Source organism: Mesorhizobium sp. 1B3, assembly GCF_050958605.1.
Taxonomy (GTDB): Bacteria; Pseudomonadota; Alphaproteobacteria; order Rhizobiales; family Rhizobiaceae.
Genome location: NZ_JBJHDO010000001.1, coordinates 403,057 through 427,298 on the forward strand (window position 1 = coordinate 403,057; position 24,242 = coordinate 427,298).

Sequence of the window (24,242 nt, forward strand, 5' to 3'; positions counted from 1 at the left end):
TCAGCCTCCCTTCATCGGAGAGAGGATCTCGATGCGGTCGCCTTCGGCGAGCAACCAAGCGGAGCGTTGCCGGGCGTGCACGATCTCGCCGTTGATCGCAGTCGCCAGCCAGTTTCCCTCATATTCGAGTTCGGTGAGCAGGGCGGCGAGCGTCTCCGCTGCCACCTCCCTGTTCTCACCATTGACGACGAGTTTCATCATCCCGTTTCCCCTTGTTCTCGGCCGAACATCATGTCCGCCGCCTGCCGGGCCATCGCCGGGGCGAGCAGGAAACCATGACGGTAGAGGCCGTTGATGCTGAAGCTGTCGCCGGATCGTTCGACACGCGGAAGATTATTGGGGAAGGCCGGACGCACCCCGACGCCCGCCTCGACGATCTCGGCCTCGCCGAATGCCGGATGCAGCGCGTAGGCGGCGTTGAGCAGCTCCATCGCCGATCGGGCGGTGATCGGGCCCGCCGCCTCGCTCTCGATCATCGTCGCGCCGATCATGAAGTGATTGTCGGCACGCGGCACGACGTAGACGGGAATACGCGGATGGAGGAGCCGGACCGGTCGTGACAGCGATATCTCCGAAGTGCGCAACAGGAGCATCTCGCCGCGCACGCCGCGCAGATCCGGCCGCTTCGCCGCCATGCCGGTGCAATCGGCCTCGAAACCCGACGCGCCGGACCTGTGCACCGCTCCATAGCCGAATTCGAAACGCACGCCCGCCTCGGCGAGCCTTGCCGCCAGCGCATACAAGGTCCGACGGGGATCGAGATGCGCTTCGCCGGCGAAATGCAGCCCTCGCCCGAACCGGCAAGCGAGGTCGGGTTCGAGCGCGGCGATTGCTTGCCCGTCGATGCGATCATAGCCCGAGGTCCGGCTGGCGAAGCGGTCGAGCTCGGCCGTGTCGCGCGCCGGCGCCAGAACGAGTGTGCCGTTGCGGATGACATGGCCGGGAAGGGCCCTATCCCACCAGTCCATCGCCAGCCGGCCGAGCGACAGCACTGCCTCTTCGCCGCTTTCACGCTCGCACCAAGGCGCCAGCATGCCGCCGGCCTGCCATGAGGCATTGCCGGCGATACGCTCGCGCCTTTCGACGACCGTCACCGCTGCGCCTCGCCGCGTCAGCTCCCAGGCGAGCACGAGCCCGGCAACGCCGGCGCCCCTGACGAGGACCTTCATGGCAGGCCCGGTGTTTCCGCCTCGCCGAGTGGCACGTAGAGGTCGCCGCCCTTGCGATACTTCTCCGCCATCGCCGCTATGCCTTCCGCTCGCGCTTCGGCGCGGATGTCGTGCGAGATGCGCATCGAGCAGAATTTCGGCCCGCACATGGAGCAGAAATGCGTCAGCTTGTGCACTTCCTTCGGCAAGGTCTCGTCATGGAAAGCGCGCGCCGTCTCGGGGTCGAGCGAGAGGTTGAACTGGTCTTCCCAGCGGAACTCGAAGCGCGCCCGCGACAGGGCATCGTCCCTGATTCGCGCCGCCGGGTGGCCCTTGGCGAGATCGGCGGCATGCGCGGCGATCTTGTAGGTGATGACCCCGGTTTTCACGTCGTCGCGGTCGGGCAGGCCGAGATGTTCCTTGGGTGTGACGTAACAGAGCATGGCCGTGCCGAACCAGCCGATCATCGCCGCGCCGATGCCTGAAGTGATGTGATCGTAGCCCGGCGCGATATCGGTGGTCAGCGGCCCGAGCGTGTAGAAAGGCGCTTCGCCGCAGACGGCGAGCTGCTTGTCCATGTTCTCCTTGATCTTGTGCATCGGCACGTGGCCGGGGCCCTCGATCATGACCTGGCAATCCCGTGCCCAGGCGATCCTGGTCAACTCGCCTAGCGTTTCGAGCTCTGCGAATTGCGCGGCGTCGTTGGCGTCGGCGATCGATCCCGGACGCAGCCCGTCGCCGAGCGAGAAGGCGACGTCATAGGCGCGGCAAATGTCGCAGATCTCTTCGAAATGCTCGTAGAGGAAGCTCTCCTTGTGGTGGTGGAGGCACCACTTCGCCATGATGGAGCCGCCCCGGCTGACGATGCCGGTGACGCGGTCGACGGTCAGCGGGATATAGGGCAGGCGCACGCCGGCATGGATGGTGAAATAATCCACGCCCTGTTCGGCCTGCTCGATCAGAGTATCGCGGAAGACCTCCCAGCTCAGCGCCTCGGCGATCCCGCCCACCTTCTCCAGCGCCTGGTAGATCGGAACGGTGCCGATCGGCACCGGTGAATTGCGGACGATCCACTCGCGGATGTTGTGGATGTTGCGGCCGGTCGACAGGTCCATCACCGTGTCGGCGCCCCAGCGGATCGCCCACACCATCTTCTCGACCTCCTCGGCCATCGAAGAGGTGACGGCGGAGTTGCCGATATTGGCGTTGATCTTCACCAGGAAATTGCGACCGATGATCATCGGCTCGCTCTCGGGGTGATTGATGTTGGAAGGGATGATGGCGCGGCCCCTGGCGACCTCGTCGCGGACGAATTCCGGCGTCACGAAATCGGGGATCGCCGCGCCGAAGCTCTCACCGTCGCGTTTCGCTTGGTCGCGGATCTTCTCGCGGCCGAGATTCTCGCGGATAGCGACGAACTCCATCTCCGGCGTGACGATCCCGGCGCGTGCATAGGCAAGCTGAGTGACTGCCTGGCCCTGGATTGCCCGCAGCGGACGGTTGCGGATCGGGAATTCGGGCGTCAGCCTTTCGGCCGAGACGAAGCCGTTGTCTTCCGGCTTGACCAAGCGGCCGTCATAGCGTTCGACGTCGCCACGCGAGAGTATCCATTTCTCTCGCAGCCGCGGCAGGCCCTGCTCGATATCGGTCGTGGCACCGGCATCAGTATAGGGCCCGGAGGAATCGTACACGGTGACCGGCGCCTCGCCGGAGCTCGGATGCAGCGAGATCTCGCGCATCGGCACACGCAGTTCGGGATGGATGGCGCCGGCCTTGTGGACTTTTCGCGAGGCAGGCAGTTCACCGACGGTCACGGTCGGGGTGAGGGCGTTCATGGGAGCCTCCTTTGCTCGAGCAACGGAGACCCAGTTCGTGCCGGAAGGAGGAAGTGACGCTTCGCTTTCGAGGATCGGGCTCTTGCCCGAATGCCGAAGTCGATAGACCGACCTGCGAAGCCCCGCACCGTCCCTACGCCAGTATGAACTGGATCAGGTTCAACGGGTCACTGCGCTGCACAAGCCAGCAGTATCTCAGCCCCTTGTCGGGACACCCCTGGTGAGTGCTCAGGATGGAGGATGGGAGCCGATTCTGTCAACCCGGGCGGGAAGCCTTGGCGAAGCAGGATCATGAAATCCGAATCAGGTTCGGGTAGGGGGCAGCGGAGCGGCCTTCCTTCTCGTAGCCGTGCTGCAGCCACAAGAAAACCAGTCCGATGATCGGCACGATGATGTCGGTCCAGAAGATGACACCGGCGTTGCCGGGCGCAAAATTGCCCTCGGTAATCATGCTGTGGATGTGAACGCCGGCGGCGCCCCAGAGGAAGCAGGCGGTCGGCACGATGACGGCAAAGCGCATGTGAATGCTCTTCCATGGCGCAATCAGGCCGACGAGACCGATACCGAGGCTAGCAAAGCCGAGTTCGATCTGAAACGGGCTGTCCGCCCAGCCGATGAGCGCGGCGGCCATCTCATGCCCGATAATGTGGAAAACACCATTGTAGCAGTAGGCGACGCCGATCGAGAAGAAGATGAACCAGAAGAAGAGCTTCTCTACAACGACCGGTGCCTTCAGCGGTCGTGAGGCACGGGCAATGCCGACCCCGGAGAAAATCAGGCCAATGACAAAGAGCGTCAGCGTAAAGTTGCTAAGAGCAAAAACAATGATACCGCGCATTTATGCCTCGATGTCTATCATGGCGAGAGATGCAAGCCAATCACTCGTCCGCCGGCAGATTTGGGCTGTAGTGGAGCAATTCGAAGCAATTCCCGCTTCCCGCCACTAGATGCGACAGGAAAGGCTTGGACCGGTCGATCCACTCCTGGTGCGAGGTGGCGTCCGCCTCGATTTGGCTGACCGGACCAAGTGCGACAAAGCTGGGCCCCTGGCTGAAAAGCCAGCACGCTCGCCCAAGAAGCCGCCTGCTGCGCTGGCGAAGGAGGTCGGCGTCGTAGAAAATGTGCAGTACCTCCTGCTTGATTTTCTGTTCCTTATCGGGATTTGCCACCGCCACCGGGAGCGGCTCATCGCCGATCGCATCGTGCAAATCCTGGTAGTCCAGAGGCAGCTGCGTCGTAGCGTATTCGATATCGCTCTCGTCCCTGACGATGTTGAACCAAAGGGCCGAATTGAGCTCATTGACGACGAACGACGATTCGAAATCCCGCGACAGATTCATGACTTCGAACGCTTTGACGTCCACATCTCGCTCGACCAGAAGGATCTTGGCAACTTGAGCGGCGAGTTCCGCTCCGCGCGCGTTGATGGCGCGATTTGCTCCACCTTCTTCCGGATTTTTGTAGGGGCCACCGTCGTCGAGCAGTGCGTCGAATTCGCTAAGGGATTCCATGACGGCCGAGCCACGAGCTATGCGCAGCGCCATTTTCGCCAGCACCTGCTGGAGCTCGGCGTCGCGTTTGCGGCGGTCCTGATAATTCTGCTGGAAGAAGAATATGAACAAGGACACTCCGATGCCGATCAGGATAACGCCTAGCTGGGAAAAGGTATTGCGATAATATTCCAGCAGTTTTTCGCGATGACGCGCGTCGTGCCGTACGCTGTGCGCCACGCGAAGATTGACGATGAGCGAAATGATCAGGAGCCCGGCACCAACGAGAATGAGGCCGCCGATGAGAAGGTAGCCGTGTCCTGAAAGGGCACCGAAATCCATCTTCTTGCCGAGTTGCTTGCTGATGGCGCTCGTTTGCACAGAATGATGTTGTAAGGATAGAACAAAAACCGGAGCGCAGCTCGATATTATTGTGGAAGAAGGATGTCCGGCCGGCGGGCGATGGGGCGTCGGCGGTTGGGCGTGGGCTGGTACCGGTTAGTCCGGCCTATCATCGGCTCCTCTGACGTGGGAGCCCAGGCGCTGAAAGACAGCCAATCCAACCATCATGGCTACCCCGACCAGCAAGAGAAGAACCGGGTAGACCAATAGTTTCGTGTCATCCTGCGTTACTTTGAACACCAGGACCAGGCCCTCCAGGAATATGGCAATCGAGATGATCGTGACGAATTTCAGAAAGCTTTTCTGAAAGGCGGAAGATCTGGATGAGTCTCGCGACCCCGAGATTTCTTCCTCCAAAAGGTGCTTGGTAACGTCCAGTATTGCGATCGCGATGACGATATAGCCGACGGAATCGATTACGATATAGCCAAAGTCACCGGCCGCCAGGACCTGCCTTGCTGACGCAATCGCTTTCCAGACCTGATAACCGGAATAGCCGATCAGCAACATCGCGAGAAAGATCAAGAGTGCAGCCGCAATGGTAAACATCAGGCCGCTCAGACGTTTCATTTGTCGCCCAATTGTGCTGGCACGGGGTCTATCGCTGTTTGCGTTCGGAGCAGTGCAAAGGAAAGATCAATTCTTACGTCGCAAAGATTATCACAATTCACGAAGCTGTTTGAGATATCTTCGTGCTGTCGGTTCCGACCGTGAAGTGATCGAGATACGGGTCACGATGCTACCCCGATGCCACGGCTCCTGAGAGATCGTTTATCGGAAATGTTCGGGCTTTGCGATTGGCAGGGACTACCGCGGGGGTCTAGGTTCCGTATCGGATGAATACCGGGAGACGAGGATGAGCGAGACTTTCACGGCGCTGATGTTGGAGGATGTGGAGGGCAAGCCGAAGGCGAGCTTTCGAGAACTCGGCCGGCAGGACCTGCCCGACAACGAGGTGCTGGTGGAGGTCGCTTACTCCAGCCTCAACTACAAGGACGGGCTCGCGGTCTCCGGCAAAGGCCGGATCGCTCGCCGCCTGCCCATGGTCGCCGGCATCGACCTGGCCGGCACGGTGGTGGAATCGCGCTCGCCCGCATGGGCGCCCGGCGACCGGGTGGTCGTCAATGGATGGGGTTTGTCGGAAACGGAGTGGGGCGGCTTTTCCCGCTTCCAGAGGCTGAAGCCGGAATGGCTGATCCGTCTTCCCCCGGCTTTCACCTTGCAGGAAGCCATGGCTATCGGCACGGCGGGCTACACGGCGGCGCTCTGCGTGGACGCGCTTGAAGGCTGGGGGGCCATCCAGCCCGGCAAAGGTGAAGTCCTGGTGACGGGGGCGGCGGGCGGCGTGGGCTCCACTGCGGTCAGCCTGCTTTCCTCCAAGGGATATGTGGTGGTGGCTTCCACCGGCCGTGCCGAAACGCACGATTACCTGCGTGAGCTCGGGGCAACGTCCTTCATCGACAGGACCGAACTCTCCGGCGAGCTTCGGCCGCTGCAGAAGGAGCGCTGGACCGGCGCGGTGGATTCGGTCGGCTCGAAGACGCTCGCCAATGTCCTAGCCCAGACCGTCTATGGCGGAGCTGTCGCGGCCTGTGGCCTCGCCGGTGGCTCGGACCTGCCAGGGTCTGTCTTCCCGCACATCCTGCGCAGTGTCGCCCTGATCGGGGTGGATTCGGTCTACGCCCCGGCGTCGAAGCGGGAGAAGGCGTGGGCGACGCTTTCCCGGCATCTCGACCGCTCGAAGCTCACCGCCATGACGGAAGTGCATCCGATGCGCGACCTGCCGGAACTCGCGAACCGCATCCTGGCAGGCGACATACGCGGCCGCGTCGTCATCGAAATCGGATAGCACGAAAACAGGACAGGCGCCGAAGGGCGCCTGTCCGTGGATTCCCATCTGGGTCGTCTGTTCAGAACTCTTCCCAGCTATCCGGGTCGGGCTCGGTTGCGCGCACGGCCGACTGCCGGTGCCCGCCCGACATCGTCTTCAACGCCACCACCGGCACGGCATTTGTCCGATCCGCGACGCCATCGCCTTCGAGTTTGAACCGTGCCACGAGTTGGGCGAGCTGCCCGGCCTCGCTTGCCAGCGAGTGGCTGGCGGCGGTGCTTTCCTCGACCATGGCGGCATTCTGTTGTGTCACTTGATCCATCTGCGTGATGGCGACGTTGACCTCGCTGAGGCCCACCGACTGCTCATGGGCCGAAGTCGCGATCTCGGCCACGATAGCAGCGATATCGGCTACTTGGACCATCATCTGCTCCAGCGCCGAACCAGTCTGACCGACGAGATCCACGCCCTTCTCGACCTGTTGGCCCGAGGCGGAGATCAACGCCTTGATCTCCTTTGCGGCTTCCGCCGAACGCTGGGCGAGCGCACGCACCTCCGACGCCACCACGGCAAAGCCCTTGCCGGCCTCGCCCGCACGCGCCGCCTCGACGCCCGCATTGAGCGCCAGGAGGTTGGTCTGGAAGGCGATCTCGTCGATGACGCCGATGATCTGGGAGATCTGTTCGGACGATTTCTCGATCTCGGACATGGATGCCACGGCTTCCCGAACCACGATGCCGGACCGTTCCGCATTGTCGCGGGCCCTGTTGGTGAGATCGGCCGCCTGGCGCGCGGAGTCGGCGGTCTTCGTGACTGTGCCGGTCACCTCGCCGAGCGCGGCGGCGGTCTCCTCCAGGCTGGCCGCCTGCTGCTCCGTGCGCCGCGACAGGTCGTCCGCCGCCTGGCTGATCTCTCCACTGCCGGTGCGCAGACCATGAATGGCACCGGAGATCGTCACCATCGTGTCCTGCAACTGGCTCATCGCATTGTTGAAATCATCCTTGAGCTGACGGGCCTTCGGAGCGAACTCGGTCGAGATCCGAAAATCGAGATCGCCGCTCGCAAGATGCGCCAGACCTTCGGCCAGACCGGTGATGGCGACGTGATCGTCAGCTGCTTCCTTCGCCTTGCGTGCGTCGTTCTCGGCGCGCTCGCGCTCGATCAACAGGCGCTGTTGCTCGGCTTCCTCGGCGGACTGCATGCCCGACACGGCGTTCTTGAACACCAGCAGCGACTTGGCCATGGCACCGACCTCGTCGGCGCGATCGCTCATCGGAACTTCGGTGGACAGTTCCCCGGCAGCAAGCGAGGTCATGCATCCCTGAAGCCTGCCGATCGGCTTCATCACACGGCGCTGCAGCACCGCGGCGGTGGCGATCACCGAAGCGAGCAGGAGCAGGCCGACCCCCATCATGACCATGTTGGCCATGCGCATCGAAGCCTGAGCCGTCGCGACGCTCGCCGCGGTGCGGCTCTCGATCGCGGCGAAGAAATCGTCCACGGGCTTCATCACTTCTGCCTTGGCCTCGTGATAGGCAGGCGAATAAAGCAGGTCGTGCGCCTTTTTCGGATCGGGGGCGACGCGGCCGATTTCCTCGCCGATGCCATCGCGGACGATGCCCTTCACCGCGTCCATCGCCTGGGTTTCGATCTCGATGAGCTTGTTCGACTGATCGCGCGCCGCCACTAGGAGGTCGAGCTCGATCTGGCTGAAACCGGCATCGATCATGGACTGCATCAGAGACTTCATCTCGCCGGCCGAGCGGGGCGCATCACCCTCCTTCAACATCAAATCCCAATAGATACGATTCGGTTGTTGGGGCCGCGCCAGCTCGCCATCGCGCATCTTGACCGCGTCGAAATACCACTTCTCGTATTTCGCATCCCCCGTAGCCGCATAAGTCCGCACGAGCCGTGTCAAGTCGTCGGAGTTCTGGCGCATCTCGTCGGCGAGCAGGTAGGACTCGTATTGCGCCTTGTAGGCGTGTTCCTCGGCCGAGTGGGCCAGGCGCTGGTAATAAAATGCACCGGCCAGCGCGGCGATGCAGAGGAAATTCAGGCCCACCAGCATGGTGAACAGGCGTGAAAGCGGCGCCCTGCGTGAACGCAAAATCATTAGAAAATACCCCCTGATACGTAACGACAAACCTCTAGCGAGGGGGCGATTAAATAAACTTGAACGTGCGGGAGAGGCACCGCGAAACCATGCGTAGCCGCCGGACATCCTCTTTGGCGAGCTGAAAGGTTGATCTCGGGCCGAAATGGTCTAGTAGCTGCGGTCAGCAGCAGCCGGAGAGAAAAGCAGCTCATGACCAATGTCGTCTTGACCGGGCTTGCCCGCGATCTCGCCCGCCGGGCGGAGGAGGGGCGGCCCGTACGGGTCGGGGTGATAGGCTCCGGCGAGATGGGCACCGATCTGGTCACGCAGGGCATGCTGATGCGCGGCATCGAGATTTCAGCGATCTCGACACGCCGTCCGCACACCGCGCGCGAGGCGATCTCCATCGCTTATGGCGACGAGGCCATGGCCTTCGAGGCGCCGACGGCCTCCAAGGTGACCGAGGCGATCGAGCGGAAGAAGATTGCGATCACCTCGAACGAGCTCCTCGTCACCAATCCGCTTATCGACGTGGTCGTCGATGCCACCGGCAAGCCCGGCGTCGCCGCCGATTTCGACCTGATGGCGATGGAGCACGGCAAGCACGTCGTGATGATGAACGTCGAAGCCGACGTGACTATCGGCCCCTATCTCAAGAAGGAGGCCGACCGCCTCGGCGTCGTCTATTCCGTCGGCGCCGGTGACGAGCCGTCGAGTTGCATGGAACTGATCGAGTTCGCGTCGGCCCTCGGCTACACCATCGTCTCGGCGGGCAAGGGCAAGAACAATCCGCTCAACCACGATGCCGTACCCGACGACTATCGGGAGGAGGCGGCGCGCCGCAACATGAACCCTCGTATGCTGGTCGAGTTCGTCGACGGCTCCAAGACGATGGTCGAGATGGCGGCTATCGCCAACGCTACCGGCCTGGTGCCGGATGTGCCAGGCATGCACGGGCCCAAGGTCGACCGCGATGACATGGCGAAGGTGCTGATCCCGCGCGAGGATGGCGGCATCCTGTCGAGGAAAGGGGTCGTGGATTACACGATCGGCAAGGGCGTGGCGCCGGGCGTCTTCGTCATCGTCGAGGCAACCCATCCGAGGGTCATCGAACGCATGGACGACCTGCATGTCGGCAAGGGTCCGTACTACAGTTTCTTCCGGCCCTATCATCTGACCTCGCTCGAGGTTCCATTGACGGCGGCCCGGATCGCCCTCTATGGCCGGCCCGACATGGTGCCTCTTCCCGTTCCGGTGGCCGAAGTCTGCGCGATAGCCAAGCGCGACCTTGCGGTCGGCGAGACTTTCGATGCGATCGGCGAGACCTGCTACCGCTCCTGGACGATGACTGTTGCCGATGCACGTGCAAATCGTGCCGTTCCGGTGGGCCTTCTCGAAGGCGGTAAGGTGCTCAAGCCGGTCAGGAAGGGCGAATTGCTGACCTCCGACAACGCCGCGCCCGATCAGACGACCAAGCTTTTTGCGCTCCGCCGTAGACAAGACGAAATGCTCGCTGTTCAGGGGTAGGCGCTCGTTTACCTCCGTCGTCATGACAGATAGGATGTCGTGTATTGACGGAGAAAGCTCATGAATCTCCAGATCAGGGATCCGCGTGCCCACGAACTCGCTCGCAAGCTTGCCGAAAGGCGCAAGATCTCGATGACCGAGGCGGTTATTGAGGCGCTTGAAGCGGAGCTGAAACGAGAACGCGCCCGAAGACCTCTCCCCGAGCGACTTGCCGCCCTGGCGGCCGACCTCAAGGCGAAAGCCGGCAAGGGTGGTCGCGACATGAGCAAGGACGAGATCGACGATATGTGGGGACACTCCTGATGTTTGTCGACACGTCCGTCGTCGTCGCAATCCTTTCAGGCGAGGACGACGCTGCCCATTGGAGCGGCCTCATCGACGATGCGGCCGCTCCGGTTACATCGGCATTGGTCGTGCTCGAGGCGGCGACGCGGCTTTCGACAAAGCTGGCGGTTCATCCCATGGAAGCGGAAGCGACGATTTCCGCTTTTCTTCGGGAGGCCGAGATAGAGCTTGTCGCGATCGAAGGCGGTGAAGCGAAGCTGGCCGTTCAAGCGTTCGCTGCATATGGGAAGGGGCGCGGACATTCGGCGCAGCTCAATCTCGCCGACTGCCTGTCTTACGCTTGCGCGAAAAAGCGCGGCATTCCGCTGCTCTACAAGGGCAACGATTTTTCCCGGACCGACATGGCGTGAGGGGCCGTCCTACTTCCCAAGTTCCACCGACCGATTGCGCGCCGCCTCGACCGCTTCGGTGAGCAGCGTCTTCAAGCGGTCTTCCCCCATCAGGACGGAAAGTGCCGCGGCCGTCGTGCCGTTCGGGCTCGTCACCTGCTCGCGCAACCGCGCCGGATCCTCGCCGCTTTCGGCCGCCAGCGCCGCCGCGCCGTAGACCGTCTGCATGGCGAGCAGCTTGGCCGTCGGCGAGGGCAGGCCGGCCTTTTCGCCCGCGGCGGTCAGACATTCGATGAAATGGAAGATGTAGGCTGGACCAGAGCCGGAAACGGCGGTCACCGCATCCATCAGCCCTTCGTCGTCGATCCCTGCGACCTTGCCGCTGGCAGAGAGCAGGTCGTCGACGAACGCCCGAGTGTCCGCCGAAACACGAGCATTTCCTACCACGACCATCATGCCCTTACCGATCGCGGCTGGCGTATTGGGCATGCAGCGGATGATCGGGACCTTCTTGCCGAGGATCTCTTCGAACGCCGCGATCGGCGTGCCTGCGGCGACGCTTAGGAAGGCTGTCCTTCCATCGGAGAAACGCCGGTAGCCTTCAACGACGTCGCGAATGACCTGAGGCTTGACTGCGAAGATGACCAGGGTCGGGACGAGATCGCCCGGAGCCTCGCTCACGGCGCCAGCTGCCGCAACGCCAAGCGTTTCGGCTCGGTGCCGCAGCTCGGCATTGGGCTCGACGACGAAGACTTCTCCCGGATAGAGCTTTGCGGACTGCAGCCAGCCCGCCAGCATCGCGTAACCCATGTTGCCGCATCCGGCGAGAACCACCTTGATCGTCATGTCGATATCTCCACCAGCCTGATCGTCACGGAACCGTCTAGACTCTCCAGCGGAAGGAGGAAAGGGCTAGGCTCCGAGTTTGGCCGAGATCGGGAAGCGGGCGGTCAGACGCAGGCCCAACACGCCGAATACGAAGAGTAGCCAAACCGGGTCGGCGCGGCGGAAGAAGAAGGATTCGAGGAAAGCGTTGAGCGCCGTGAACAGCGCGATCATCATGAAGAAATCGCCGAGATAGACGTTTTCTCGACGCAGCGGAATCTTCATGTAGTCGCGCAGCGGCTCGACGAGGAAGGTCACGACGGCGACCCCGAGCGCCGGCAGCCCCATGAAGACGGCGATGTCGAGATAGCCGTTGTGGCCATGCACGATGCCACGGATATCCCAATCCCGATCGAAAGGTTGGTCGCTGTCGGTGACGATCGGCGCGCCCCAGAAACTCTCATAGCCGTAACCTGTCCAGGGGCGATGCGCGATCATCTCGCCCGAGAACTGCCAGAGTGCGGTGCGACCGGTATAGGTGAGACCCGGCGCGAGATCGGCTGCGAGGCTCTTGATCGGATCGATGAACACGATGCCCAGCGTGGCGACTGCGGTTATCACGACCGCGGAGGCGAAGAGCAGCGGTGTCATCAGCCGCATGCCGATCATGCCGGGCAGGACGACGATCAGCATAGAGAGCGGAACGAGGCCGGCCGTCGTCTTGGAGCCGGTATGAAGCATGAAGAGCATGGCGGCTGCGAAAAGAAGGACGCCGCTGCGAGTCCATCCACGCCGGAACAGATAGATTCCGGCGAAGCTGAAGCAGGCCATGACGGGTCCGGCAATGTTCTTGTGCGAGAACACGCCGCGCCACAAGCCGGCATGCTCGGGTTCGAGCGAGGCAGCCGTGTGCATCGCCTCGTTGGGAAAGATCACCAGGCCGATCATGCTGAGGCCGATGATGAAGAAACCGGCGAAGGCGATGACTGCCGAGAAGGAGTTGGCGTCCCGAGGCAGGGTCAGCACCGCAGCCATGGCAGCGATGCCGATCAGCGTGAACGAGACCGCGCGCATTGCCGACGGCGGGTCGATTGCATTCACGACGGAGAGGAAGAGGAAAGCCAGCAATAAAAGCCACCACGGGCTGAGCAAGGCGGAAAGCACGCGCCGGTCGGCGAAACAGAGCAGCGAAAAGACGGCCAACGCGCCGAGCGAGCCAAAACCGAGCTGGTTGACGATGTCTCCGCCGGTTGCCGCGATCTCATCCAGCGTGCCGGCGCCGCCGGGCTGGAAGGGTCGGAACGACATGAGCACGATGGTCAGCATCAGCGAGGCGAGAACCGTCGCGACCTTGGCCGGCGAGAACCTGCCGATGGCGGCGCGCTCAGTTCTGCTCAGGCTGGCGGTATTGTTCATTGGCATAGCCGAATTCGGCGAGCACGCGGCCGAGCGCCACATAGACGGGGTAGAGCGCGATGGCGGGTGAGCCTGTTCTCATCAGCCGCATCAGGCCGCGCAGCGGCGAGGCGGCGAGCAGTGCAAGGCTCTTGGCCACGACACGAATGTTGCCGAAAGGCGACCCGCTCCGTTTCTTCTTCTCCACCAGTGTCGAGATCACGCCGTTGCGTAGGCTGCGCTTACGGATCCAGTCGCGTTCAAGCCGCCGCGCCGGAACAGTCTCGCTGACCCGGGCCTCGGCGCACCATGCCAGGCGAAAGCCTGCTTGACGCGAGCGGCTGAGAAAATCGGAGTCGCCACCGCCCATGAAGTTGAAACGTAGATCGAGGTAAGGCGGTCCCATCCTGGCGAGCACTCGGCGCCCGACGAGGAGATTGCCCGAGGAATAGAGCACGTCCACAGGCCCGGTCGCGCGGTGCGGTGGGGCGAACACGGGGTGGGCGGCCCAACTGCCGGCGGCTGCCCTGGGGAAGACGGGGACCTGTGGTCCAGCGACGATGTCGGCGCCGAACTTCTCTGCCGTCTCGCAAAGCCTCTCCAGCCAGTCAGGATCGGCGATCTCGTCATCGTCGATGACGGCGACGTGCTTGAGGTTCGCAAAATTTGTGATCGCCGTCAGCCATCCCGCATTATAGGCGCTGCAATTGCCCCGCTCGTGGGCGACGATCACGAGGCCGGTCAGATCGTCTCGTTCGAAAAGCGGCGCTGCAGCCAAAGCACCTTGCCGGCCTTCCGCGTCATTCTCTATGAGAACGATAGCGAAAATTCGCGCTGTTCTCTGGCGGCGGATCGAATCGAGCGTATCGAGAACCTGTTCCGGGCGACGGAATGTCGGCACGGTCACCACGACTTCAACCGACCCGGTGTCGAGGTGCGGGGAACGGGCAACGATCGAGACCGCCCCGTCGGTCGGCGTGGGAATCATGGATGCACCCTCAAGCTCCACTCAACAATTGCAACGAGCTTCGTTTAGGCTTCGTTAAATACCTTCAGGAATAGCCGCTCCTGAATCCCAAATTCCACTCTTGGTTGCCATTCAAGGTGCAGCGCTTAATCAACGGTTCACCGCCCGTTGCTAATCGGCGAGCGACAGGGAAAGTGCAATGCATCTGGTTTTCGCCACTTCGATCGTGCCCGACGGCGCCCCGTCAACGGGTTATGAGATCGCCAACGCCGCGATCATCGGCGCGCTTCGACGTGCGGGCATCCGCGTGACCATTCTCGGCTTCTCCTGGCCGGGAAAGCTGCCGGACGATCCGCGGAACACGGTTGTGCTTGGGTCCGTCGACGTGCGAACGGACAGCGCGTCCTTCACGCAGAAGCTGACGTGGCTGGGCAGGGCTGTTCGTGCCGGGCTCACATTTTCCTCGATCAAGCTGCGTGTCGTCTCACCGCAGGCTGTACGGACGGCGCTAGAGACCATTGGCCCGGTCGACGGGTACATCCTGAACTCCGTTCAGTTCGCCGCGGCTTTCGAAGAGGTGTTCGAGGGCAAGCCCACGATCTTCGTGGCGCACAATGTCGAGCACCGCTCTGCTGAGGAGAGCGCCGCGGCTTCAGAGGGCTTGTTCAAGCGCGCTCTGTTCGCGCGTGAGGCTCGCCTGCTTCGCGACATCGAGGCCCGGCTGTGCCGAAAGGCACGATTCGTTTTCACGCTCGCCGAAGAGGATCGGCCTGCTCTCGGTGTGGCCCAGGAGGGGAAGTCGGCCTTCCTGCCGCTCGTGACGCGGCATAAGCCGGCACCAACGCCGGTGCGTCGTGACCTCGCGTGCGATGCGGCCTTGATCGGCACCTGGACCTGGCAACCCAACCGCATCGGCCTCGACTGGTTCCTGAACGAGGTGGTTCCGCATCTGCCGCCACATTTTCGGGTCCGCATCGCAGGGCACGTCGGGGGAGCCGTGAAGTCGGCTCACCCTGGCGTCACATTCGTCGGACGTGTTCCCGACGCCACCGAGTTCGTAAGGTCCGGCGCCGTCGTTCCGCTGATCAGCACCGCGGGAAGCGGTGTTCAGATCAAGACCATCGAGACATTCGAGCTTGGACTGCCGTCGGTCGCGACGACGAGGTCGCTCCGCGGTATAGAGGCGGTTCCCTCAAATTGCATTGTCGCCGACGAGCCACGCGCTTTCGCCCGCGCCCTCGAACAGGCAGCACAAGGGGCGCCCCGCGATCTGGACGGTCGCGCTTTCTTTGAAGGTCAGCGCAATGCGCTCGACCGGCAGATTATGCTCGGTCTGAAAGCGCTCGGCCATATCGAATCGAAGGCTTTCGCATGAACCTCCACACGACCAGCCCTCTTCGAACCCTGCCCGAGCGCGACATATTGGGCATCGCCGTGGCGCGGATCGAATGGGACGAGGCGTTGAGGATTCTGCGACAGCTCGTAGAGGAAAGACGCTTCACCAAGGTGAGCTTCCTCAACGCGCACAATGCCAATGTCGCCTGCAGCGATCCTGAATTCGCGGATGTGCTTGCCGATTTCCTCATCCTCCCCGACGGGATCGGTGTCGATCTCGCCGGGCGCCTGCTCTATGGAGAGGCCTTTCCCGCAAATCTCAACGGCACGGATTTCATCCCGGCCTTCCTGGAGGCGATGAAGACGCCGCTCACCGTCGGGCTGTTGGGCGCCAAGCGCAGCAACGCGGATGCCGCCGCCGAAGCGCTCTCGGCCTTTGCCCCGCAGCATAATTTCGTCGTCGTGCATGATGGGTTCTTCAGCAAGCAGGAAGAGCCCATGGTCGTGGACCGGATCGCCGCGCTCCGTCCCGACATATTGCTGGTCGCCATGGGCGTGCCGCGTCAGGAGTATTGGATCGATCGCAACCTGACGAGGCATCATTGCATCATGCCGATTGCTGTCGGTGCGTTGCTCGATTTTCTGAGCGGGGCAATACCGCGCGCGCCCCATTGGATGCGGCGGTTGCGGCTGGAGTGGCTGTTCAGGCTGTCGATTGAGCCGGGCCGGCTTTGGCGCCGTTACGTCGTAGGTAATCCGCTCTTTCTGGCACGCGTGCTACGCCAGAAATTCTTCGCCCAAGGCACGCCGTGAACGGTCGTTTCTTGCCCGGTACGGAAGCGGTGCGGCATGAGTCGGAGCAAGCGGTCCCAAGCGCTGCGATCGTGACGGCGAGCTATGCACCTGACTTCCAGCGCTGCCGACTGCTGTGCGAAACGGTGGACCGGTTCGTCACCGGTTTCTCGAAGCACTATCTGCTCGTCGAGCACGGAGACGTCGGCAGGTTTCGGGCGCTGGAGTCGGCCCGTCGCGTCGTGGTGGATGAGCGCGACCTTCTGCCGCCATGGCTGTACTCCATGCGCGACCCGACCAGTCTCTTCCGCCGCCGCGTCTGGCTCAGCGCACGAACCATGCCGCTGCGCGGATGGCACGTACAGCAGCTGCGGCGGATCGCGATTGCCGCGCATGCGGGCGAAGAGGTCCTGGTCTACTGCGATTCCGACGTTGCCTTCCTGAAACCCTTCGATTGCGGAGCCTTCGCACGCGACCGGCAGGTGCGTCTCTTTCGTCGGGAAGGCGTCATCGGAAAGGACTCTCCTGCCGAGCACGTCACCTGGTCCCGCAACGCGGCTGCCGTGCTCGGCATCGATGCGCCAGCGGTGTGGCCGCACGACTATATCGCCACGCTGATAGCTTGGCGCAGGGCCACTGTCGTTGGGATGTGTCGACGCATAGAGGAAACCACTGGCCGCCATTGGGTGGCGGCGCTGGGCGCGAGGCGCAAATTCTCCGAATGCATGCTCTATGGCCGCTATGTCGACCAGGTTCTTGGAGGCGAGGGACATTTCCACGGCCGGGAGGAATTCTGCCGGATCCACTGGAACGGCGCGCCGATGTCCGATGACGAGTTCAGCGCCTTCATCGACGGAATGGGCCCCGAGCAGGTCGCGATCGGCATGCAATCCTTCATCGGCACGGATCTCGGCCGTATCCGCAGGATTCTCGCCAGCCGCTGACGCTGCCGGCTCAGATCCGTTTCGCCGGGAGCCTCATCGCCGAATAGGCAAGCGCGGCGGACAGGAGATAGAGCGCGGCAAAGACCGCGTTCAGCCAGAGCATCAGCTGCGTGGTGTCCGTAACGGTGGCGAGCAACCAGGCGAGCAGCCCCGCCTTGCCGGCGGCGAGCAGCGCGAGATTGACGGCGCGGGTCAAGGTCTGCCCACGGGCGAACAGAAGCTCTCCCTGATATTCGACGAGGTTGCGCAGGCCCGGTACCAGCAGCACCAGCCCCACGAGGGGAACTGCCTCGGCGACGTTGCGCCCAAGCGCATTCGGAAAGAAATGCAGAAGCAGGGCTAGCACCATGAGCGCCAGGGTCGACACCGCGAAGATGCCGGCCTCGATGCCGATCCTGGTCGTCAGGCGCGAGAGCAGGTCCGGCATGCGCATGATCTTCTGGACAAGCATCATCGAAAAGGTGCGGATCGGGATGGCGGTGAGATCGACCAGCCGCATCACGATGGCATAGATACCGGCCAGGCGAGGTCCGCCGAGGGCCAGAACCAGCAGCTTGTCGAATTCCATCTGGAGATAGAACAAAACCTCCGCGCCAGCGACATAAAGCGAATCCGGCAGGCGTCGCCAGTAGAGCGGCATGCGCAAGCGCAGCTTCTGGCGGGGGTGGAAGAACAGGACGGCGATCGCCAGCGAAGCCGCGTTGGCGCCCAGGTAGAGCCAGCACCAGGCGTCGAGGGTCGTGACCGGTAAGAGGGCGAAGAGGATCGCCGCAATTGCCCGCGCCACCGTTCCGATGATGACGAGCAGGGCCGCGCGTCCGAACCTGCCGAGGCCGTTGTTGACGATGACGACAACCTCGGCCGGCCGCCAAAGAAGCGCTTCGGCAACGACGACGAGTGCAAAGAGCGCGGGCGAAATATTGCCGGAAAAGAACAGCAGAAAGATCATCCAGCTCGCAGCGGCGAGGGCAGGCAGCGACAACAACCCGAGCGCGATGAACCCCGCGGAGAACGTGCCGATCAGCCGCGGCCTGACTGTAGCGGTCCGGTAAAGCGCCGATATGAAACCGAATGCGACGACGCGGGACAGCATCACGCCGGCCGCCGAGGCCGTCGCGAAGAGACCGAAATCCGCGATGCTCAGCGTGTTGGCGAGCGCAACGAAGTAGGCGAGAGAGAAAACAAGCCGCCCGGCCGACCCGCTCACCGCTTTCGCATAGCCCGTGACCTCGTTGCGGCGAGCCGTCGCCAAGGCAAGGATTTTGGCCGTGAGGCCGGCGCGCGGCGCCTCGCTGATCTCGGTCATGGGTAAGGAACTCCAGCCCCTGTCATTATGCGACAAATGTTTAATGGTGAGTTCCGACAACATCCTTCGACCGAGGGTCGAAGAATTAACCATTTGTTTCCCACGGTTGTTTAGCTTGGCTTAACCCTATGGGCGCCCCGCCCGATGGCAACGACATCAATTCCGGAAACACCATGTTCGACGCCGACAACCGTGAGCGAGGAAGGAGCGCGGGATCCCTGCTCTCGTTCGCTGCGTCCCCGGGCAGGGAAAGCACGCATGAAGGTACGCCCGTTCCGCAGGCGGACGCCGTGGCGCGCCACCGTGCCGCGCGGTCGGCGCGGGAGGCGGCGCAAAGCCCCTTGCTCGCAGCCTTGGCCGAGACCGGACCGCACGACACCCTGCACAAGACCGCATCTGTGGAACCGGAGGTTGACAACCCACCGGCGGCCCCCCGCGGCGAGGGAGAGGCGCGCCGCTTCGGTGCACTGATTCGCGATCGCCTGGTTGGTCGCCGGGCGCAGGCCAATAAGCCAGAGCGCGGAGCGACCGGACCCAAGGCCGGCCCTGTCTCCGACGCGCCAGCCCCGGTCGCAGGCAGGGGCGACGACGAGATTTGGCGCCCCCTGATCGACCCCATGAAAGTGATCATGGGCGTCGTGGACGCCAAGGGGCTTATCGTCACCACGGCTGTGCTCGGCGCGTTGCTCGGTGTTGCGGTCGCGCTGTCGACCCCCAAGAAATACCAAGCGGCAGCCGAAATCCTCGTCGATCCCCGCGAACTCAAGCTGGTCGAACGCGACCTGACGCCGGGCGGTCTGCCTTCGGACGCGACGCTGGCACTTGTGGAGAACCAGGCGCGCATTCTTACCTCCGGTACCGTGCTCAACAAGGTCGTGGACAAGCTGAACCTTGCGCAGGATCCGGAATTCAACGGCCAAAAAGGTGGCGGTCTCGGCGGCATAGTGTCGGATCTGCGCTCGCTTCTGTCCCGCAGGGATGCCGCCGCCGTCGGCGACCGCAAGCGTGCCCTTGCCGTCCAGCACCTGGCCGAAAGCCTGAACGTCGAACGTGGCGGTAAGACATTCGTGATCGTCGTCGCGGTGAAGACGGAAGAAGCGGAAAAATCGGCGCTGATCGCCAATACCATGACCGACGTGTTCCTGCAGACCTATGGCGAATTGCAGTCGGGCACGGCTGGCCGCGCTGCCGACGAGCTCAACGCCCGCCTCGACGAACTGCGCGAGGGAGTCGAGGCGGCGGAACGCAAGGTCGAGAGCTTCAAGGCTGAGAACGACCTCATCGACGCGCAGGGGCGGCTGATCACAGATGACGAGATCGTCAGGCTGAACGACCAACTCACCACCGCTCGCGCGCGAACGCTGGAACTCAACGCCAAGGCTGCGTCAAGCAGGAATGTCGGTGTCGAGGATGCGATAGGCGGCGCCATGCCGGAAGAACTGACGTCGAACGTCATCACGGAGCTTCGCTCGCAATACGCAGCGGCCAAGCAACAAGCCGACCGGCTGTCGGTCAGGCTCGGCCCGCGCCATCCGGAGCGGCTTGCGATCGAGGCACAATTGGCTGGAATACGCGAGCAGATTGCGGGCGAGATGAGGCGCGTCGTCGCCTCGATCCAGACCGAGCTCAAACGGGCCGTTCAACTCGAGCAGCAGCTTTCGTCGCGATTGGCTCAGTTGAAGGTACGACAGGGCAGCGTCAGCGAAGACCTCGTCAGCCTGCGTGAACTCGAACGCGAGGCCGCCGCCAAGCGCGCCGTCTACGAAGGTTTCCTGCTGCGCGCCAAGGAAACGGGCGAGCAGAGGGATATCAACACAGCCAATATGAGCGTGATCTCGCGCGCTTTCGCGCCACTCAATCCGCTCGGGCCGTCGCGGTCCATGATCGCCCTTACCGGTGCCTTGCTAGGTTTCTTTGCTGGCGTGGGCCTGGGCGCGGCGCGGGGCGCCTGGCAGAGCCTGCGGGAGAACACAGCCGCGCGACCACGCGGAGCCGGCGGCTCGTCGTCTCCGTCCGACACGCCTCCTCCATCGCCCCTCGATCCCAGGGACCCTTCTCGCCGGCCGGTAGCGACATCGCCTGCTGCAGATGATCATCCAGCACGCGAGCATTCCGGTGTCCCTGGCCACTCGCCCTTGCCGGCATCCGCCATGCCACAGGGCTGGATGCCTGAACCACCCGGTTCCCGGCAGCCCTTGTCCCATGTTCATGCCCAGCCTGCGGCCCATTCTTATGGCGTCCACCAGTCCTCGTTGCCGGCCTATCCGTTATGGTCGGCTGGAGGCGTTCCGCCTTCAGATACGCAGGCTCCATTGCGGCACAACGCCGCCAACGACACCCCGCCTATGGCCTCCATCGACGAGATCCGGCACAGCCTGCGCGACTTCCATGAGGCGGTCCGGGAGTTCGCCGACAGGCGGGCACGCCGACGCTCGATCTGATCCGCTTGCGAGTTTACGGCACGGGACGGCGCTTCGGCGGGATTGCATCGGCGTTTTTTCGTCATTATGCGGCTCGGATCGGACGGAACAAGGCTGAGGCACATGGCTGACATCATCGACGGCAGGGCGGTTGGCGAAGAGGTAATTGAAAAGGTAAAGCGGCTCACCGCCGAATTGACGGCGGCCGGCGGAACCAACCCGGGGCTTGCCACCGTGCTCGTCGGCGAGGACCCGGCGAGCCAGGTCTATGTCGCGTCCAAATCGCGCAAAGCCAAGGAATGCGGCTTTCACTCCGTCCAGCACACGCTGCCGGCGGATACGTCAGAAGCGGCCCTGCTGGAGCTTGTGGAAAGGCTCAATGCCGATCGAAGCATCAACGGCATCCTCGTCCAGCTTCCCCTTCCCGCGCATGTCGACGCCACCAAGGTGATCCAGGCCATCTCGCCGGAGAAGGATGTCGACGGCTTCCACTTCATCAATGTCGGAAAGCTCGGGACAGGCGCCCTCGACACTGCTTTCGTGCCCTGCACTCCGGCCGGCTGCATGCTCCTGATCGAGCGCGTGCGGGGCAAGGATCTTTCCGGGCTGAACGCGGTGGTGATCGGTCGCTCCAACATCGTGGGCAAGCCGATCGCCAATCTGCTGCTTGCGGCCAATTGCACCGTCACGGTCGCGCACAGCCGGACCAAGGATTTGCCGGCATTGGCGCGGAGCGCCGATATACTGGTCGCGGCCGTGGGGCGACCCGAAATGGTGCGTGGCGATTGGGTGAAGCCCGGCGCAACTGTCATCGATGTCGGCATCAACCGTATTCCGGCGCCCGACAAGGGGGAGGGCAAGACGAGGTTGGTCGGCGATGTCGCCTTCGCGGAAGCGGAGAAGGTCGCGGGCGCGATCACGCCGGTGCCGGGTGGTGTCGGACCGATGACCATCGCCTTGCTGATGGCCAATACGCTGACTGCGGCCTGTTTCGCCGCCGGACGAAAGCGGCCGGCGTTCTAGAATCTTGGCAGCTTGCGCGAGGAGCGGCTTTCTGATGATTTTCTACCCGGCGTTGCGCCTTTGACAGCATCGGAACGATAAATGCGGGAGAAGCTGCCGGCCATGACTGATCCCGCTTGCGGCAGCCGGCATTTCGCCTTCCTGCTGGTCGACAAGTTTCCGATGTTTTCGCTCGCGGCCGCGATCGACACGGTACGTTCGGCCAATCGCCTGCTCGGTCGGGACTTCTATTCCTGGACGACGGTCTCGCCGGACGGCGAGGCTGTCATGGCGTCGAACGGCCTGCCGCTCAAGGTAGGCTACGGCGTCACCGACATCCCGGTCGCGGACATCCTTTTCGTTGCAGTCGGGCTCAGCATGGAGTTCCCCGGCAAGAGCAAGGTGCTGGCCGCGTTGCGCGGCTGGGGCCGTCGTGGCGGCGCCCTCGGGGCGTTGTCGGCTGGTTCCCACCTGCTGGCGGAAGCCGGTCAGCTCGAAGGCCATCGCTGCACGATCCATTGGGAGAACCGTGCCGGCTTCATGGAGAAGTTCCCGGGCATCGAATGTACCGGCAACGTCTTCGAAATCGACCGCAAGCGTTATACCTGCGCCGGCGGCACGACGTCGATCGATCTGATGCTGGAGATCGTCAGGGGAGATTTCGGGGTCAATCTCGCCAATTCGGTCGCCAACCAGTTCCAGCACGAAAGGATCCGCTCCGCGCAGGATCGCCAGCGCGTCGGGCCCGAACGGGACCTGTCAGGCAAGTCGGAAAAGCTGAAGAAGATTGTCCAGCTCATGGCCGATAATCTCGATGAACCATTTTCGGCCGTGCAGCTTGCCAAGTCCGCAGGGCTCTCGGTGCGTCAGGTGGAGCGGCTTTTCCTGCGCCACCTCAACGTGACGCCGGGTAGGTACTATATGCGGCTGAGACTCGAGCGGGCGCGCGAACTGCTGCGCCAGACCAACATGCCGATCCTCGACGTGGCGATCGCGACCGGCTTCACCTCTCACTCCTACTTCGCGCAGAGCTATCGCCTGCAGTTCGGTCGTCCGCCCTCCGAGGAGCGGCGGACGACGTATTGAGGGTTCGAAACTGGTCAACTCACCTGTTGGTCAGCGACATGGCCGCATCGCCATACCGCTTGCCGGCGAATTTTTCCTGCGCCAGCAATTCGCCTAGCGTCTCGAGCTCCGCCGCTGAAAGAGCAATGTCGGCAGCGGCGACGTTCTGCTCGAGATGCTCGATCTTCCTCGCACCCGGTATGGGCACGATGAAATCTGCCTGGTTGATGACCCAGGCAAGCGCCAGCTGTGCGGCCGTAACGCCCTTCTTCGTGGCCATCTCCTCCAGTAACTTCACGAGCGACGCGTTGGCCGCCATGTTCTCGGAACTGAAACGGGGAAGCGTCCGCCGGAAATCCTCGGCGCCGAAATCCTCCGGCTTCTGGATCTTGCCCGTCAGGAAGCCGCGGCCGAGCGGGCTGAACGGGACGAAGCCGATGCCGAGTTCACGACAGGTGTCGAGGACTTCGCCTTCCGGGTCGCGGGTCCAGAGCGAATATTCACTCTGAAGAGCGGAAATCGGATGAACGGCATGGGCCCGACGGATGATGGCGGCTCCAGCTTCGGAAAGGCCGAGCGCGCGCACCTTGCCTTCCCTTACAAGGTCCGCCATGGCGCCGATCGTGTCCTCGATCGGTACCTGGGGGTCGACGCGGTGCTGGTAGAAAAGATCGATCACCTCGACCCCCAGCCGCTTCAACGATGCCTCGGCCACCTCGCGGACATGTTCCGGCCGGCTGTCCACGCCGGACATGGCCTGCGCGCCGGACTTGGTCGTGTCGATCCGGAAGCCGAATTTGGTGGCGATCGCCACCTTGTCCCGATAGGGCTTCAACGCCTTGCCGACCAGGATTTCATTTTCGAACGGGCCATAGACTTCCGCCGTGTCGAAGAAGGTGACGCCGAGCTCGACGGCCCGATGGAGCGTGCGGATGGACTCCCGCTCGTCCTGACCGCCATATGCGTGGCTCATGCCCATGCAGCCGAGCCCGATGGCTGAAACGGTGAGTTGAGGACCGAGTTTGCGTGTCTTCATCTGTTCGTTCCTTCTGTTCGACGTTTAGATCCCCCGCAGACGGGCAGATCGTGCCCTTGCCTGGCCGAGAGGCCAGGCGCTTCGGTGCTGCGGCGTTAGCTCGTGTGGTGTCGATAGAGGTCGCTTCGACGGCGACGCATTTGCGCCAGT

At 63.0% G+C, this 24,242-nt stretch carries 22 protein-coding genes and 1 riboswitch; of the genes, 10 read left to right on the plus strand and 12 right to left on the minus strand.

Annotation, left to right across the window (positions count from 1 at the left end):
* The 6 genes from thiS to ACCO56_RS01905 form a co-directional block, all read right to left on the minus strand.
* The gene (gene thiS, locus ACCO56_RS01880; protein ID WP_433638301.1) at positions 1-198 is read right to left on the minus strand and encodes a sulfur carrier protein ThiS; all 198 of its coding nucleotides are present in this window, start codon (positions 196-198) and stop codon (positions 1-3) included.
* Positions 198-1,169: a glycine oxidase ThiO gene (thiO, locus tag ACCO56_RS01885; RefSeq protein WP_433637055.1), complete on the minus strand. Its 972-nt coding sequence runs from the start codon at positions 1,167-1,169 to the stop codon at positions 198-200. Before thiO ends, thiS begins: the two co-directional genes overlap by 1 nt.
* Entirely contained in the window at positions 1,166-2,983 is a 1,818-nt protein-coding gene (gene thiC, locus ACCO56_RS01890; RefSeq protein ID WP_433637057.1) for a phosphomethylpyrimidine synthase ThiC, read from the minus strand. The genes thiO and thiC overlap by 4 nt, the downstream gene beginning before the upstream one ends.
* A gap of 112 nt (positions 2,984-3,095) precedes the next feature.
* A riboswitch (TPP riboswitch) is annotated at positions 3,096-3,212 on the minus strand.
* A gap of 60 nt (positions 3,213-3,272) precedes the next feature.
* Complete coding sequence (locus tag ACCO56_RS01895; protein WP_433637059.1) at positions 3,273-3,821, minus strand: DUF6790 family protein; 549 nt, start codon at positions 3,819-3,821, stop codon at positions 3,273-3,275.
* Between the two features lie 40 nt (positions 3,822-3,861).
* A complete protein-coding gene (locus ACCO56_RS01900; protein WP_433637062.1) occupies positions 3,862-4,815 on the minus strand; it encodes a hypothetical protein in 954 nt (317 codons plus the stop codon).
* A 156-nt stretch (positions 4,816-4,971) separates the two neighbouring features.
* Entirely contained in the window at positions 4,972-5,445 is a 474-nt protein-coding gene (locus ACCO56_RS01905; RefSeq protein ID WP_433637063.1) for a hypothetical protein, read from the minus strand.
* A 286-nt stretch (positions 5,446-5,731) separates the two neighbouring features.
* On the opposite strand from ACCO56_RS01905, the gene ACCO56_RS01910 reads away from it, so the two are divergent.
* A complete protein-coding gene (locus ACCO56_RS01910) occupies positions 5,732-6,724 on the plus strand; it encodes an MDR family oxidoreductase (protein ID WP_433637065.1) in 993 nt (330 codons plus the stop codon).
* Between the two features lie 61 nt (positions 6,725-6,785).
* Here the strand turns inward: ACCO56_RS01910 and ACCO56_RS01915 are convergent, their stop codons facing one another.
* A complete protein-coding gene (locus tag ACCO56_RS01915) occupies positions 6,786-8,822 on the minus strand; it encodes a methyl-accepting chemotaxis protein (RefSeq protein ID WP_433637067.1) in 2,037 nt (678 codons plus the stop codon).
* Positions 8,823-9,014: 192 nt separating this feature from the next.
* On the opposite strand from ACCO56_RS01915, the gene ACCO56_RS01920 reads away from it, so the two are divergent.
* Genes ACCO56_RS01920 through ACCO56_RS01930 form a run of 3 tightly spaced genes read left to right on the plus strand, consistent with a single transcriptional unit; the run spans position 9,015 to position 11,026 of the window.
* Complete coding sequence (locus ACCO56_RS01920) at positions 9,015-10,331, plus strand: NAD(P)H-dependent oxidoreductase (RefSeq protein WP_433637069.1); 1,317 nt, start codon at positions 9,015-9,017, stop codon at positions 10,329-10,331.
* 60 nt (positions 10,332-10,391) lie between these two features.
* The gene (locus tag ACCO56_RS01925; RefSeq protein ID WP_433637070.1) at positions 10,392-10,634 is read left to right on the plus strand and encodes a type II toxin-antitoxin system VapB family antitoxin; all 243 of its coding nucleotides are present in this window, start codon (positions 10,392-10,394) and stop codon (positions 10,632-10,634) included.
* Positions 10,634-11,026 carry a type II toxin-antitoxin system VapC family toxin gene (locus tag ACCO56_RS01930; protein ID WP_433637072.1) on the plus strand — a complete coding sequence of 131 codons (393 nt, stop codon included), beginning with the start codon at positions 10,634-10,636 and terminating at the stop codon, positions 11,024-11,026. The genes ACCO56_RS01925 and ACCO56_RS01930 overlap by 1 nt, the downstream gene beginning before the upstream one ends.
* Before the next feature lie 9 nt (positions 11,027-11,035).
* Here ACCO56_RS01930 and proC read toward each other — a convergent pair whose 3' ends face one another.
* From proC to ACCO56_RS01945, 3 genes are all read right to left on the minus strand, one after another.
* Positions 11,036-11,851, minus strand: a complete 816-nt coding sequence (proC, locus tag ACCO56_RS01935) for a pyrroline-5-carboxylate reductase (RefSeq protein WP_433637074.1) — start codon at positions 11,849-11,851, stop codon at positions 11,036-11,038.
* 66 nt (positions 11,852-11,917) lie between these two features.
* Positions 11,918-13,246 (minus strand): O-antigen ligase family protein, encoded by a 1,329-nt coding sequence (locus tag ACCO56_RS01940; protein WP_433637076.1) that lies wholly within the window; start codon positions 13,244-13,246, stop codon positions 11,918-11,920.
* Entirely contained in the window at positions 13,215-14,213 is a 999-nt protein-coding gene (locus tag ACCO56_RS01945) for a glycosyltransferase family 2 protein (protein WP_433637078.1), read from the minus strand. Before ACCO56_RS01945 ends, ACCO56_RS01940 begins: the two co-directional genes overlap by 32 nt.
* 178 nt (positions 14,214-14,391) lie before the next feature.
* Here ACCO56_RS01945 and ACCO56_RS01950 point away from each other — a divergent pair, with 178 nt between their 5' ends.
* From ACCO56_RS01950 to ACCO56_RS01960, 3 genes are read left to right on the plus strand one after another with little or no spacing between them, the layout of a single operon-like run.
* Complete coding sequence (locus tag ACCO56_RS01950) at positions 14,392-15,567, plus strand: glycosyltransferase family 4 protein (RefSeq protein ID WP_433637079.1); 1,176 nt, start codon at positions 14,392-14,394, stop codon at positions 15,565-15,567.
* Positions 15,564-16,340, plus strand: a complete 777-nt coding sequence (locus ACCO56_RS01955; RefSeq protein WP_433637081.1) for a WecB/TagA/CpsF family glycosyltransferase — start codon at positions 15,564-15,566, stop codon at positions 16,338-16,340. Before ACCO56_RS01950 ends, ACCO56_RS01955 begins: the two co-directional genes overlap by 4 nt.
* Positions 16,337-17,263 (plus strand): DUF6492 family protein, encoded by a 927-nt coding sequence (locus ACCO56_RS01960; protein ID WP_433637083.1) that lies wholly within the window; start codon positions 16,337-16,339, stop codon positions 17,261-17,263. The genes ACCO56_RS01955 and ACCO56_RS01960 overlap by 4 nt, the downstream gene beginning before the upstream one ends.
* A gap of 10 nt (positions 17,264-17,273) precedes the next feature.
* On the opposite strand, the gene ACCO56_RS01965 is transcribed toward ACCO56_RS01960, so the two are convergent.
* Positions 17,274-18,569 (minus strand): lipopolysaccharide biosynthesis protein, encoded by a 1,296-nt coding sequence (locus ACCO56_RS01965; protein WP_433637086.1) that lies wholly within the window; start codon positions 18,567-18,569, stop codon positions 17,274-17,276.
* Positions 18,570-18,742: 173 nt separating this feature from the next.
* Here ACCO56_RS01965 and ACCO56_RS01970 point away from each other — a divergent pair, with 173 nt between their 5' ends.
* From ACCO56_RS01970 to ACCO56_RS01980, 3 genes are all read left to right on the plus strand, one after another.
* Positions 18,743-21,010: a GumC family protein gene (locus ACCO56_RS01970; RefSeq protein WP_433637088.1), complete on the plus strand. Its 2,268-nt coding sequence runs from the start codon at positions 18,743-18,745 to the stop codon at positions 21,008-21,010.
* Positions 21,011-21,112: 102 nt separating this feature from the next.
* The gene (gene folD / locus ACCO56_RS01975; protein ID WP_433637090.1) at positions 21,113-22,012 is read left to right on the plus strand and encodes a bifunctional methylenetetrahydrofolate dehydrogenase/methenyltetrahydrofolate cyclohydrolase FolD; all 900 of its coding nucleotides are present in this window, start codon (positions 21,113-21,115) and stop codon (positions 22,010-22,012) included.
* A gap of 81 nt (positions 22,013-22,093) precedes the next feature.
* Positions 22,094-23,077, plus strand: coding sequence for a GlxA family transcriptional regulator (locus tag ACCO56_RS01980; protein ID WP_433637092.1), 984 nt, complete (start codon positions 22,094-22,096; stop codon positions 23,075-23,077).
* Positions 23,078-23,096: 19 nt separating this feature from the next.
* Here the strand turns inward: ACCO56_RS01980 and ACCO56_RS01985 are convergent, their stop codons facing one another.
* Positions 23,097-24,092 (minus strand): aldo/keto reductase, encoded by a 996-nt coding sequence (locus tag ACCO56_RS01985; RefSeq protein ID WP_433637095.1) that lies wholly within the window; start codon positions 24,090-24,092, stop codon positions 23,097-23,099.
* Positions 24,093-24,242: the final 150 nt, after the last annotated feature.